Genomic DNA, 12,739 nt, shown 5'->3' on the forward strand with positions numbered 1-12,739 from the left:
TGCGCCACGAAACTGAAACCGCATAATCTCAATCAAGGATGGGCCAGAGCCTCCAATCCGAAAACCGCTCAAGCGTCCCAAATTATCTGACGACGTACAATATATTCAGATACACCTCCTGCGCCAGGGTTCGCCTGAATATGAAAAACTCAACAACCAGATCGGAACATCAAGATGGGGTCCGGTGGATCCTGAAAATCCCCCTGTATCACTGACTCAGATAGAAGACGCGGAGCGCTATCTGAACGCAACTGCAGATGAGCCGCCCACTGTTTTCGGAGGACCGCGCCCTACATCAGAGACGCGAACAGTCCGGAAAGCCCGCGACAGAGCGTTCCGCAACAAAGTGCTGGCGCAATATCAGTTCCGTTGTGCGTTCACAGGCCGCAGGTTTGTGTCTCCATTATCCTGCAAGACCGTTGGCCTCGATGCAGCACATGTGATTCCGGTGCATGCAAATGGCTCGGATCACCCTGCAAACGGTCTTCCACTTACCAAAGAGTTGCACTGGGCTTTTGACAGAGGGTTACTCGGAGTAAATACTGATCGGACCATTCTGGTGCCTGAGAGTGTCGCCGCTCTGGGTGGGAACGAGTTTTTGAAGAACCTGAATGGTGTTGCCATTCGTGAGGCTGACAATCCTTCACTGAGAGTCCATGAGGAAGCTTTCAACTGGCACAGGCTGAACGTGCTTGTGAATTAACAACATCAAAGACCCCCACAGCCATCCGCACCGACGCGATACCGATATGATACCAACGCGGTGCAGATCGCGTTTTTCATTTCTTGCCAGATACTTGCAAGCTCGGTGGCGGGATTTTCGCCGCCGTGATGTAAAAACTTTTCACATTCCCCCTTGCGAAACCGCCCGGCAATCCCGATCTTGGCAATGTGAAAGGCATTCACATCAACACAACCGCAACCGAAAGGGACATCCTCAATGAGTACCGCCACCTCTACCTCCTGCACCGCCGGGCGTGGCCCGCTCGGGTGGCTCGCCAGTGCCGAGGCCTGGCTTGACGACAAGGGGAAAGCCGCCTGGATCACCGTCATGGTGCTGGGTTTCATCTTCGTCTGGCCGGTTGGCCTGGCCCTTCTCGCATTCATGATCTGGAGTGGAAAATTGGCCTGCAAAGACAAGCACCTGAAACGCGGCCGCAGCGCGATGCGCGCCGGGCGCGGCACCGGCAATTCCGCCTTTGACGCCTATCGCGCCGACACGATCGCGCGGCTCGAACAGGAACAGGCGGATTTCGAATCCTTCCTTCAGCGCCTGCGCGATGCCCGTGACAAGGCCGAGTTCGACGAGTTCATGCAAGACCGCGCCCGCGCCGCCGCGCAGACCGGCGACAGCCCTGAAGCGGACGCAGACCCCGCCAGCCCCCGTGCCGGCGCCTGATCGTCACAATGCGCCCGGACCGGGGGTTTCCCGGACCGGGCACCGCCCTTATATGCAAAGCGCATGAGCGAATATAACTGGCATATCCCCGACCCGGTCACGCAGCCCGAATTCTACCGTGACATTCCCTCCAAGCGGCTTTTCGCATGGCTGGTGGATACGGTGCTGATCGTGCTGATCTGCCTGTTGATTCTGCCCTTCACGGCCTTTACCGGGCTGCTCTTCTTTCCGTTCCTCATGCTCGTCGTGGGCTTTGCCTACCGCGTCGTCACCATCGCGCGCGGCTCGGCCACCTGGGGGATGCGGCTGGTGGCGATCGAGTTCCGCCGCCTCGACGGCCAGCGCTTCGACCTCTCCCTGGCCTTTCTGCACACGCTCGCCTTCACCATATCCGTCGCGCTGCCCGTGCTTCAGGTGATCTCGATCGTGCTGATGCTGACCACCGGGCGCGCCCAGGGGCTTGGCGATCACGTCCTCGGCACCGTCGCCCTGAACCGCCGCGCCATGACCTGACGGCGCAGGCATTGAGCACTTGGCGCGCCCGCCCAAGATTGCTACGCTGGGCGCAACAAAGACAAGACGGTCCTTCCCTCATGCGCCACACGCTGCCCATCGCGCCCCAATTCTACGTGACGGCCCCGCAGAGCTGTCCCTATCTCGACGGCAGAAAAGAGCGCAAGCTGTTCACCGCCCTTCAGGGCGAAGGCGCGCAGCGGCTCAATGACAGCCTCTCCAAACAGGGCTTCCGCCGCTCGCAGAATGTGCTCTACCGTCCGGCCTGCGCGGAATGCTCGGCCTGTCTCTCGGCGCGCATAAATATCGACGATTTCACGATGACCCGCAGCCAGCGCAAGACGCTCAAGCGCAATGCCGGGCTTGAACGGCGCGCCACCTCGCCCTGGGCGACCGAGGAACAATACGCGCTGTTTCGCCGCTATCTCGAACATCGCCACGCCGATGGCGGCATGGCCGACATGGACACGTTCGAATTCGCCGCCATGATCGAGGAAACCCCGATCCGCACCCGCGTCGTCGAATATACCGATTGCGAGACCGGCGATCTGGTGGCGGTGTGCCTGACGGACGTGCTCGATGACGGGGTCAGCATGGTCTATTCCTTCTACGACCCCGACCGGCCGCGCGATTCCCTTGGCACCTATATCATTCTCGACCATATCGAGATCGCCCGCGAAAACCGCCTGCCCCATGTTTACCTGGGCTATTGGGTGCCCGGCAGCGCCAAGATGGGCTACAAGGCCGCCTTTTCGGGGCTTGAGGTCTATGTGAACGGCGGCTGGGAAAAGAAGCGCGACAGCAGCGCATACAGCGCGCAGCTTCATCCCCTGTCGAACGATCCCATTTCCGAACAGGTCGCCAATATCGCCCTGCCCGATGGCCGCCCGCTCAGCCCCCGCAAACCCTGACGCCTCGGCCTGACGCGGCTATCTTTCCCGCCGCGCCATGCCCGCCAGAACGACCGCGAATCCCACCGCCAGAACCACGACGCAGATGATCAGAAGCTGCTCGTATTTGTGCCCGTCGGGCAGGATCGCGCGCATCACAGCGCTTTCGCGTGCGAAATAGCCAAGCGCCCCCAGCATCGCCACGCCGAAACTTGCGCCATAGGCCCAGCGCGCCACCGGCCGCCCCATGAACAGCCCGACCACCAGAACCGGCGTCAGGAACATGCTGGCGGTGCCGCTCACCGCCACCGCATCGAACAGCGTCTGGTTGCCCCAAAGCGTCAGCACCGCGCCCAGCGCCATGAACACCACCATCGCCAGCCGTCCCCCGGCCAGGCTGCGCGGCGCCAGACGCAGCTCGTCCACCACCAGCCGCGCCGCCGAGGCCAGCGCCGAATCAAGCGTGCTGAGCGCGCTGATCAGCAGCGACACCATCAGCGCCCCGAACAGCCAGGGCGGAAACATCCCCGCCCATGTGCCCAAGAGCTCGCCCTCATATTCCGCCCCCAGCAGCCCCGCCTGGACCCCGAAAAGGCCGAAGGCGATGATGCACAGGGTCGAAATCCAGAACGCATGGCGAAACGCCGCCCGTGTCACCGACCGCTCGGCGATGAACCCGCGATCCATCATCACCGGGTCATGCACCGGGTACGAGAACACCTGCAGGAACGCCACCAGCAGCAACACCTGCCCGTTCCAGGCGCCGCTGGTGCCCGGCGCGCTCAGCACCGCGCCAAACTCGAAACCGGGGCTGGCCAGCAGGGCGACAAAGGCGGCGGCGAAAACCGCAAGGAAGATCAGCATCTGCAACACATCCGTGCGCAGCGATGCGCTGAGCCCGCCCCAGGCGCTGTAGGCCAGCCCCAAAAGCGCGACCACCAGGATCGCAGCACCACCCGCCGCCGGCATACCCGGCAGCACCGCGCCGAATATCAGCCCCACCACCAGCAGGTTGGCGAAAACCTCCGATAGCAGCCGCAGTGCGACGACAAGGTTGTAACACCCCACCCCCGCCGCGCCGAACCGCGCCACCAGCCAATCCTGCACCGATCCCGCGCCGCTGGCGCGCAGCCGGTCCACGATCAGCCCCCCGGTCAGGAACGAGCCGTAATAACCCGCATAGGCCAGCACACCCCAGATCCCATAGAAATATCCAAGGATCGCCGCATTCATCAGGGAACGTGCGAAAATCCATGTGGTCACCTGGCTCAGCACCAGCACCCAAAACCCCGGCGCACGCCCATGCGCATCGGCGCCGCCAAAGAACCCCGCGACACTGGCGCGACGCGGCGCCACCGCAAGACTGGCAAGGATCACAAGGCCGAACACGGCCATCAGCGTCACGGGATGCATGGGAATTTCCTTTGCAATGCGGGATCACACAAGCCCAGCCATAGCCCGCCGCCAACTTCCCGCACCAGCCCGCCGCGCCCCTCTCCACGCGAACGTGATCCGGCGCGAGCGTCCGGCGCTCAGGCCGCAGGCCGCAGGCCGCAGGCTCAGGAGCGCCGGATCGCAGCGGTCGCAACACCCATCGCCACAAGGGCACCGCCGCCAAGCCGGGTCAGGAATGGCAGCACCTGGGGGCGCGCAATCTTCTGGCGCAGCTTGTCCGCCAGAATCGCATAGCCAAGCGCGTTGATCGCCGCGAAGCCGACGAAGGTCGCGACAAGCACCCCGAATTGCGGTGCCAGGGCCGCATTCGTGTTGATGAACTGCGGCACGAAGGCGATGAAGAATACGATAGACTTGGGATTGAGCGCCGTTACCGCGGCGGAATGCGCAAAGACTGTCCCGGGCATCGCTGCCGGGGCATCATCCAGAACGCCCAGCGAAGCGGCAGGAGCGCTGCGAAACAGCTTGATGCCAAGGTAGACAAGGTAGATTGCTCCAACCCATTTTAGCACAAGGAAAAGCTTGGCCGACGCCAGAACCAGGGCTCCCAGCCCCGCCAGGGATGCCGACATGGCAATCAGATCGCCCAGTGCGACACCCGCGACCGTCGCCAGCGCGACCCGCCGCCCCTGGCTGATGGCATAGCTCAGGACCAGAAGAACGGTCGGCCCCGGAATGAGAAGAAGGGCAATCGAAGCCGACGCGAATGCAAGCCAGACATGAAGTTCCATCAAATGAGCCTCCCGGTCAGTGATCTTGCGCCGGTCCAGTGACGGTTTGCCCGACTTGCAAAGCCCCTCCGGCCCCGATCGTTCCGCCGGATGCCCCCCTAAAGCGTGGCGTTCACCGCGCCGCCATCCAGCAGGATGTTCTGCCCGATGATGAAGCCGGAATGCTGGCTGCACAGGAATGCGCAGGCGGCGCCGAATTCCTCCTTGGTGCCATAGCGCCCCGCCGGGATGGTGGCGCAGCGCTTCGCCTTGGCCTCCGCCATCGACACGCCCTCCTTGTCGGCGACACCCTTGTCCAGCGCCTCGGCGCGGTCGGTGGCGTGGATGCCGGGCAACAGGTTGTTGATCGTCACCCCCTTGCCCGCCACCTGGCGCGACGTGCCCGCCACATAGCCGGTCAGCCCCGCGCGCGCCGAATTCGACAGGCCCAGCACCGCGATCGGCGCCTTCACCGATTGCGAGGTGATATTCACCACCCGGCCCCAGCCGCGCTCCATCATGCCCGGCACCAGCGCCTTGATCAGCGCGATCGGGGTCAGCATGTTGGCATCGAGCGCCTTGATGAAATCGTCGCGCTCCCAGTCCGTCCACATGCCCGGCGGCGGCCCGCCGGCATTGTTGACAAGGATATCAACCTCGCCCGCCGCCTTCAGCAGCTCGGCCTGTCCCTCGGCGCTGGTCACGTCGCAGGCGACCGTCGTGACATTCACGCCGAAATCGTCGCGGATCGCCTGTGCCGACGCCTCCAGCGCCTCGGCGCCGCGCGCGTTCATCACCAGATCGACGCCCGCCTCGGCCAGTGCCCGTGCACAGCCCAGCCCCAGCCCCTTCGAGGATGCGCAGACCAATGCGCGCTTGCCCTTGATACCCAGATCCATGTTCGGCCTCCCTTTGATGCCTGTTCGCCAATTGCCCCTGCATATCACCCGGTCGCCCGAAGATGCCAGAGCAACGCGCCGCCGTTGACCACGCCCCCTCGCGCGCCTAGTGTGACGCGATTAACCATGCATGCGCTCTTTGGTGATCCGGTCTGGCACCTGCGCGGCTTGACGAGTATGACTTTTACGATGACCCAGGACGCCGCGAAACCCGCACAATCGATTCCCGTATTCCGGGCCACCGACTTCAGGGTGGTCAATGGCGCGAATCTGGGCGACCCCATCTCTTTCGCGGGCGATCTTGAACTCGACGACACCTACGAGCTTGGCAAATCGGCCGCCCGGCACCGGATTTCCGTCCATGCCGACGAATCCGGGCGCTTCACCATCGCGCCCGACACCTCGATCGGCAGCCCCGGCGCGGCGCTGCATCTCGATTGCGTTGCGACATTCATGTCCACCTCCGGTCAGACCACCGAAATCCTCGTGCTGGTCGAAACCGACGCTCAGGGCAACGCCGCCGATGTCTATGCCCTGCCGCTGGCGCCGCTCGAGCCGCGCATCGGCTACGCGCTTGTGGGCGTCGACACCGAGAACCCCGACCGCAAATTCGCCGAAGTCGCCTGCGTCGCCTTTTCGCGCGGAACGCATATCACCATGGCCTCGGGCGCGCAGACCCCGATCGAGCAGCTTCGCGTCGGCGACATGATCCTGACGCGCGACGAAGGCCCCCAGCAGGTGCGCTGGATCGGCCAGTCGACAGTGCGCGCCGTGGGCGAATTCGCACCGATCCGCATCAAGGCGGGCACGCTGCACAATGAAAACGATCTGCTGGTCAGTCCCGACCACCGGCTGTTCATCTATCAGCGCTCGGATGCGCTTGGCGCGGGGCGGGCCGAATTGCTGGTGCGCGCGCGTTACCTCGTCAACGGCGACAGCGTGCAGCGCCAGGATGGCGGCTTCGTCGATTACTTCCAGCTTCTCTTCGACAGCCACCAGATCATCTATGCCGAAGGCATCGCCGCCGAGACCCTGCTGGTCGACACCCGCACCCGCCCCGCACTCCCCGAAGAGCTGCGCGAGGCGCTGGCCCAGTCACTCTCGGGCCATGGCAACAGCGCGCATCTGGATTTCGAGGTCAGCGAGAAACTTCTCGATCATCCCGACGCCGCCGCGATCCTGCGCCGCGCCTCGACCCGCTAGTCTTCACCACTTGGCAAAAGGTTCGCGGTTTGCCCTGCAATCGCCACCGGTTGCATGGAGGAAAGCCTGAGCGTCGGCAATGCGGACGAAGCGGAAATTGCAATAGACGCGCGTCGGCGGGCCGCGGTGCGGCGATCCAACGATTGGTCAATGGCCCTTTATCCCTGCCAAATCCGCAAAATCTTTGACTGCGGCACCCAGCTTTGCCAAATCGCCGTGCCGGGGGCGGCCCGGCGATGCGCGGCGGCCTTCGGCCTTGAGTCCGCGCAGGACCTTCGGGATCTAATGTCACAAGAGGGCTCCAAGCCGGCATCTTTCCGTTTCGCTCAAGGATGGTGGAAAATGTCCGCTACTCTGCATCCATCGGGTATCTTATGTCAGGTGCCAAACACCAGGATGCGGGCCGCACAGGCATGTTGCACCGCCCCGCGCGCGCCTCTATATGCGCCATCATGCTGGATGTGACCCCCAACCGCCCCGATCTGCCGCCCGAAATCGCGCGGCGCCGTACATTCGCGATCATTTCGCACCCCGACGCGGGCAAGACCACACTGACGGAAAAGTTCCTGCTTTACGGCGGCGCCATCCAGATGGCCGGACAGGTGCGCGCCAAGGGCGAGGCGCGCCGCACGCGCTCGGATTTCATGCAGATGGAAAAGGATCGCGGCATCTCGGTCTCGGCCTCGGCCATGTCCTTCGATTTCGGCAAGTTCCGCTTCAACCTCGTGGACACGCCCGGCCACTCGGATTTCTCCGAAGACACCTACCGCACATTGACCGCGGTCGATGCGGCGGTGATGGTGATCGACGGCGCCAAGGGCGTGGAATCCCAGACCCGCAAACTGTTCGAGGTCTGCCGCCTGCGCGACCTGCCGATCCTGACCTTCTGCAACAAGATGGACCGCGAAAGCCGCGACACCTTCGACATCATCGACGAAATTCAGGAAAACCTGGCCATCGACGTGACCCCGGCCAGCTGGCCCATCGGCAAGGGGCGCGATTTCATCGGCTGCTATGACATGCTCAATGACCGGCTGGAACTGATGGACCGCGCGGACCGCAACAAGGTGGCCGAGTCGATCCAGATCAACGGGCTCGACGATCCCGCGCTGGCCGAACATGTCCCCGCCGAACTGGTCGAACAATTGCGCGAAGAACTTGAAATGGCGCGCGAATTGCTGCCCGAACTCAACCCGAAATCGGTTCTGGAAGGGCACATGACCCCGATCTGGTTCGGCTCGGCGATCAACTCCTTCGGGGTGCGCGAGCTGATGGAGGGGATCGGCACCTACGGCCCCGAACCCCAGCCCCAATCCGCCCTGCCCCGCCAGATCGCCCCCGACGAGGACAAGGTCACCGGCTTCGTCTTCAAGGTGCAGGCCAATATGGACCCCAAGCACCGCGACCGCGTGGCGTTCCTTCGCATGGCCTCGGGCCATTTCCGGCGCGGCATGAAACTCACGCATGTGCGCTCCAAAAAGCCGATGACCATTTCGGCCCCGGTGCTGTTCCTGGCCTCGGATCGCGAACTGGCCGAAGAGGCATGGGCCGGCGACATCATCGGCATTCCCAATCACGGCCAGCTGCGCATCGGCGACACCCTGACCGAGGGCGAGGCCCTGCGCGTCACCGGCATCCCCTCCTTCGCACCCGAATTGCTGCAATCATGCCGCGCGGGCGACCCGATGAAGGCCAAGCACCTTGAAAAGGCGCTGATGCAATTCGCCGAGGAAGGCGCCGCCAAGGTGTTCAAGCCCGCCTTCGGCTCGGGCTTCATCGTCGGCGTCGTGGGGGCGCTGCAATTCGAGGTGCTGGGCAGCCGGATCGAACTGGAATACGGCCTGCCGGTGCGCTTTGAGGCGTCGCAGTTCACCTCGGCCCGCTGGGTCACGGGACCGCGCGACAAGGTCGACGCTTTCGCCGCGGCCAACAAGGCGCATATCGCCCATGACCACGACGGCGACATCGTGTATCTCACGCGGATGCAATGGGATATCGACCGCGTCGAGCGCGACTACCCCGATGTGACGCTCAGCGCGATCAAGGAAATGATGGTCTGATCCGCGCTGGCGGTCAGGGGGCGCTGCCCCCGCCGCGCCAGAGGCGCGACTCCCCCGGAGTATTGCCGGCAAGATGAAGCAGGCGGGCCCGCGGCACTTGGCGCTTGCACAAGAGCGCGCCACTTCGCATTCTGCGTGCATGAGCCAGCCCAGATGGGGCCTTGTCGCCACGATCAAGGCCGAGACCGCCGATATCCTGAATTTCGCCGCCCATCACCTGGAGCTGGGCGCGCATCGCCTGCATATCTATCTCGATGCCGACAACCCCGGTGCCTTCGCCGCATTGAAGGCGCATCCCAAATGCCGCGTCACGCTATGTGACGACGCCTATTGGAAACGCCGCGGCAAGCGCCCCGACACCCACCAGCCGCGCCAGTCGGTCAACGCAACCCATTGCCTGCAGCGCCGCCCGCAGGTCGACTGGCTGGCGCATATCGACGTGGACGAATTCCTCTGGCCAGGCGCGCCCCTGGAACGTCAGCTCGCCGCCCTGCCCGACACGACCCTGAGCGCGCGCATCCGCCCCATCGAGGCGATGGCCCCCGACCCGGCCGCCCCGCCGCCGCCGGGGATCACCTGGTTCAAGGCCTGTTCGCGCTTTCCCGGCACACGGCGCAAGCAGACCGCGCGCATCTATCCCACTTACGGCGCGCATCTCAATGGCGGGTTCCTCAGCCACGTGGCGGGCAAGGTCTTTGTGCGCACCGGCCTGCCCGATACCGGGCTGCGCATCCACAACGCCTTTCGCGGCAAGGAAAAAGACCCCGACCCCGCGCATCTTGACGCGGTCGAGCTTTGCCATCTTCACGCACCCGACTGGCCAAGCTGGCAGCGCGCCTATCGCTTCCGGCTGGCGCAGGGCTCTTACCGCGAGGGGCTCAGGCCCCCGCCGGGCGCGATGGGCGAGGCGCTGCCGATGCATGACCTCTTTTCGATGCTCGAATCCGAGCGCGGCGAAGCGGCGCTCGCGGCGTTCTTTCACGAGGTCTGCACCGCCACGCCCGAGCTGCGCGCGCGCCTTGCCGCCGAAGGACTCTTGCGCGAAATCGCGCTTGATCTGGATGCCAAGCGCGCCCGGCATTTCCCCGATCACGCGTGATTGTTGCCATATCGGCAACATTCCCCCGGTCAGCCACCATATTGACCAAGAACCCACCCGATCCATTGACCCGCCCCCCCTTCATCCGGTAAACGAAGCCCAGGGTCAGAAACGTGACGATCCACGGGGCCGGACGGGCCCGACCCTGATATGACGTGCGGGCCAGGCAAGTGTCCGCAAACCACGGACACACATGACAAAATTCTCCGAACTCAACCTGAACCCCAAGGTCCTCAAAGCTGTAGAAGAGGCCGGTTACACCGAGCCAACACCGATCCAGGCCGGCGCGATTCCCCCTGCCCTTGCCGGGCGCGATATCCTCGGGATCGCCCAGACCGGCACCGGCAAGACCGCCAGCTTCACGCTGCCGATGCTCTCGCTGCTGGCGCGCGGCCGCGCGCGCGCCCGGATGCCGCGCAGCCTCGTGCTCTGCCCGACGCGTGAACTGGCCGCCCAGGTGGCTGAAAACTTCGACACCTATTCCAAGCACCTGAAACTGACCAAGGCGCTGCTGATCGGCGGTGTCAGCTTCAAGGAGCAGGACAAGCTGATCGACAAGGGCGTCGACGTTCTGATCGCGACCCCGGGCCGCCTTCTGGACCATTTCGAGCGCGGCAAGCTGTTGCTGACCGGCGTTCAGATCATGGTCGTCGACGAGGCCGACCGGATGCTCGACATGGGCTTCATCCCCGATATCGAACGCATCTTCAGCCTGACGCCCTTCACCCGCCAGACATTCTTTTTCTCGGCCACCATGGCGCCCGAGATCGAACGCATCACCAACACCTTCCTGCAGAACCCCGAACGTATCGAAGTCGCCCGCCAGGCCACCGCCTCGGAGACCATCGAACAGGGCGTGGTGATGTTCAAACCCTCGCGCCGCGACCGCGCCGACAGCGAAAAGCGCAACCTCCTGCGCGCGCTGATCGACGCCGAAGGCGAGACATGCACCAATGCCATCGTGTTCTGCAATCGCAAGGTCGATGTGGACGTGGTCGCCAAGTCGCTCAAGAAATACGGCTATGACGCCGCGCCCATTCACGGCGACCTCGACCAGAGCCAGCGCACCCGCACGCTTGACGGCTTCCGCGCCGGGGATCTCAAGATTCTCGTCGCCTCGGATGTGGCCGCGCGCGGACTCGACGTGCCCTCGGTCAGCCATGTGCTGAACTACGACGTGCCCAGCCATGCCGAGGATTACATCCACCGCATCGGGCGCACCGGCCGGGCGGGCCGCGCAGGCAAGACGATGATGATCTGCGCCCCGCGCGACGAAAAGAACCTCGAGGATATCGAGCGCCTGATCCAGAAACCCGTGCCGCGCATTCCCGATCCCACCGCACGCGGCGGCGCCACGGCCGAGGCACAGCCCGCGCCCGAGACCGCGCCAGAGACCCCGGCCGAAGCCAAACCCGGGCCCAAATCCGACGACAAGCCCGCAAGCCGCTCGCGCAGCCGCAGCCGCTCGTCGGAAAAGCCCCGGAACGCAGCGGCCAAAGAGGCAGGCGAACCCGCCACCCGGGCAGACGCCCCCGCAGCCGATAAACCTGCTGCCGACAAAACCGGAGACGAAAAACCCGCAGCCGACAAAATCGCGGGCGATACGGACAAGGACAAGTCCGAAACGCAACCGCGTGGCCGTCAAAGCGGCAGTCGCGGTGGTGGCAACCAAAGCAACAACCGCGGCGGCAAACCCGTTGTCGGCATGGGCGATCACATGCCCAGCTTCATCGCCCTCAGCTTCGAGGATCGGCGCACCGGCTGAACGCCAGCGCCATGACGCCGCGCCTTGCGCGGCGTGACGTTCCCCCGATCAAATTCCCCGTAAACACCGGTCATGGCTTTGCTATGGCCGCTGGAGGGGCGGGCCGTTTTTCGTTCTTGCAACATAAAGGAGCATTCACATGCTGACACCGCGTTTCGACGGTGCGCTGCGCCACGCCGCGCGACTTCACCGCAGCCAGACACGCAAGGGCACGACCACGCCCTATATCTCGCATCTGATGGCGGTCTCGGCGCTCGTGCTGGAACATGGCGGCGACGAGGAACAGGCGATCGCCGGACTTCTTCATGACGCGATCGAGGATGCCGGCGAAACCACCGGCTCGCTGCAACAGGTTTACGGCACGCGCGTTGCGCAGATCGTGACCGAGTGTTCGGATTTCGACGGCAGCAACCCGCGCCCCGACTGGACCACCCGCAAGCGCGGCTATATCGACGCGCTCCCCGGAAAGTCCGATGACGCGATCCTCGTGACCAGCTGCGACAAGCTCCACAACGCCGAGTCGATCCTCGAGGATCTTCACGCCATCGGCCCCGCCGTGTTCGATCGCTTCACCGCCGGGCGCGACGGCACGCTCTGGTATTACGACACGCTCGCCACCGCTCTCGCGCAGCGCGCACCGACGATTCTTGGCGCGCGGCTGCGGCGCATCGTCAGCGCCCTTCTCGACGCCGCCGGAACCGCCTGAGCGGGCTTTTTGTACGAACCTGCGCGCAAGGCGCCGGAAT

13 protein-coding genes are annotated in these 12,739 nt (G+C 64.3%); 9 read left to right on the top strand and 4 right to left on the bottom strand.

Annotation, left to right across the window (positions count from 1 at the left end):
• Positions 1–184 precede the first annotated feature (184 nt).
• Positions 185–703, top strand: coding sequence for an HNH endonuclease (locus N5A93_RS06565; RefSeq protein ID WP_268954282.1), 519 nt, complete (start codon positions 185–187; stop codon positions 701–703).
• Between the two features lie 5 nt (positions 704–708).
• Here the strand turns inward: N5A93_RS06565 and N5A93_RS06570 are convergent, their stop codons facing one another.
• Positions 709–954, bottom strand: a complete 246-nt coding sequence (locus tag N5A93_RS06570) for a hypothetical protein (protein WP_268954283.1) — start codon at positions 952–954, stop codon at positions 709–711.
• Between N5A93_RS06570 and N5A93_RS06575 the strand changes: the two genes are divergently transcribed.
• From N5A93_RS06575 to N5A93_RS06585, 3 genes are all read left to right on the top strand, one after another.
• Positions 941–1,399: a DUF2852 domain-containing protein gene (locus N5A93_RS06575; protein WP_268954284.1), complete on the top strand. Its 459-nt coding sequence runs from the start codon at positions 941–943 to the stop codon at positions 1,397–1,399. The two genes, N5A93_RS06570 and N5A93_RS06575, sit on opposite strands and share 14 nt — an antisense overlap.
• 63 nt (positions 1,400–1,462) lie before the next feature.
• Positions 1,463–1,912 (top strand): RDD family protein, encoded by a 450-nt coding sequence (locus N5A93_RS06580; RefSeq protein WP_268954285.1) that lies wholly within the window; start codon positions 1,463–1,465, stop codon positions 1,910–1,912.
• Positions 1,913–1,992: 80 nt separating this feature from the next.
• Complete coding sequence (locus tag N5A93_RS06585; RefSeq protein ID WP_268954286.1) at positions 1,993–2,823, top strand: arginyltransferase; 831 nt, start codon at positions 1,993–1,995, stop codon at positions 2,821–2,823.
• Positions 2,824–2,841: 18 nt separating this feature from the next.
• On the opposite strand, the gene N5A93_RS06590 is transcribed toward N5A93_RS06585, so the two are convergent.
• From N5A93_RS06590 to N5A93_RS06600, 3 genes are all read right to left on the bottom strand, one after another.
• The gene (locus N5A93_RS06590; RefSeq protein ID WP_268954287.1) at positions 2,842–4,215 is read right to left on the bottom strand and encodes an SLC5/6 family protein; all 1,374 of its coding nucleotides are present in this window, start codon (positions 4,213–4,215) and stop codon (positions 2,842–2,844) included.
• Between the two features lie 146 nt (positions 4,216–4,361).
• Positions 4,362–4,988, bottom strand: coding sequence for a LysE family translocator (locus tag N5A93_RS06595; RefSeq protein WP_268954288.1), 627 nt, complete (start codon positions 4,986–4,988; stop codon positions 4,362–4,364).
• A gap of 98 nt (positions 4,989–5,086) precedes the next feature.
• Positions 5,087–5,866, bottom strand: a complete 780-nt coding sequence (locus N5A93_RS06600; RefSeq protein ID WP_268954289.1) for an SDR family oxidoreductase — start codon at positions 5,864–5,866, stop codon at positions 5,087–5,089.
• A gap of 189 nt (positions 5,867–6,055) precedes the next feature.
• Between N5A93_RS06600 and N5A93_RS06605 the strand changes: the two genes are divergently transcribed.
• From N5A93_RS06605 to N5A93_RS06625, 5 genes are all read left to right on the top strand, one after another.
• Positions 6,056–7,069, top strand: coding sequence for a Hint domain-containing protein (locus N5A93_RS06605; RefSeq protein WP_268954290.1), 1,014 nt, complete (start codon positions 6,056–6,058; stop codon positions 7,067–7,069).
• Between the two features lie 452 nt (positions 7,070–7,521).
• Complete coding sequence (locus tag N5A93_RS06610) at positions 7,522–9,129, top strand: peptide chain release factor 3 (protein WP_268954291.1); 1,608 nt, start codon at positions 7,522–7,524, stop codon at positions 9,127–9,129.
• A 139-nt stretch (positions 9,130–9,268) separates the two neighbouring features.
• A complete protein-coding gene (locus N5A93_RS06615) occupies positions 9,269–10,228 on the top strand; it encodes a glycosyltransferase family 2 protein (RefSeq protein ID WP_268954292.1) in 960 nt (319 codons plus the stop codon).
• Between the two features lie 193 nt (positions 10,229–10,421).
• Entirely contained in the window at positions 10,422–11,993 is a 1,572-nt protein-coding gene (locus N5A93_RS06620; RefSeq protein WP_268954293.1) for a DEAD/DEAH box helicase, read from the top strand.
• Positions 11,994–12,132: 139 nt separating this feature from the next.
• Positions 12,133–12,699: an HD domain-containing protein gene (locus tag N5A93_RS06625; RefSeq protein WP_268954294.1), complete on the top strand. Its 567-nt coding sequence runs from the start codon at positions 12,133–12,135 to the stop codon at positions 12,697–12,699.
• Positions 12,700–12,739: the final 40 nt, after the last annotated feature.

The organism is Roseovarius salincola, from assembly GCF_026891095.1.
Taxonomy (GTDB): Bacteria; Pseudomonadota; Alphaproteobacteria; order Rhodobacterales; family Rhodobacteraceae; genus Roseovarius; species Roseovarius salincola.

Bases quoted from the DNA above. Each gene is read 5' to 3' on its own strand.
- N5A93_RS06575 (WP_268954284.1), top strand. From the start codon at position 941: ATGAGTACCGCCACCTCTACCTCCTGCACCGCCGGGCGTGGCCCGCTC.
- N5A93_RS06580 (WP_268954285.1), top strand. From the start codon at position 1,463: ATGAGCGAATATAACTGGCATATCCCCGACCCGGTCACGCAGCCCGAA.
- N5A93_RS06585 (WP_268954286.1), top strand. From the start codon at position 1,993: ATGCGCCACACGCTGCCCATCGCGCCCCAATTCTACGTGACGGCCCCG.
- N5A93_RS06590 (WP_268954287.1), bottom strand. From the start codon at position 4,215: ATGCATCCCGTGACGCTGATGGCCGTGTTCGGCCTTGTGATCCTTGCC.
- N5A93_RS06595 (WP_268954288.1), bottom strand. From the start codon at position 4,988: ATGGAACTTCATGTCTGGCTTGCATTCGCGTCGGCTTCGATTGCCCTT.
- N5A93_RS06600 (WP_268954289.1), bottom strand. From the start codon at position 5,866: ATGGATCTGGGTATCAAGGGCAAGCGCGCATTGGTCTGCGCATCCTCG.
- N5A93_RS06605 (WP_268954290.1), top strand. From the start codon at position 6,056: ATGACCCAGGACGCCGCGAAACCCGCACAATCGATTCCCGTATTCCGG.
- N5A93_RS06610 (WP_268954291.1), top strand. From the start codon at position 7,522: ATGCTGGATGTGACCCCCAACCGCCCCGATCTGCCGCCCGAAATCGCG.
- N5A93_RS06615 (WP_268954292.1), top strand. From the start codon at position 9,269: ATGAGCCAGCCCAGATGGGGCCTTGTCGCCACGATCAAGGCCGAGACC.
- N5A93_RS06620 (WP_268954293.1), top strand. From the start codon at position 10,422: ATGACAAAATTCTCCGAACTCAACCTGAACCCCAAGGTCCTCAAAGCT.
- N5A93_RS06625 (WP_268954294.1), top strand. From the start codon at position 12,133: ATGCTGACACCGCGTTTCGACGGTGCGCTGCGCCACGCCGCGCGACTT.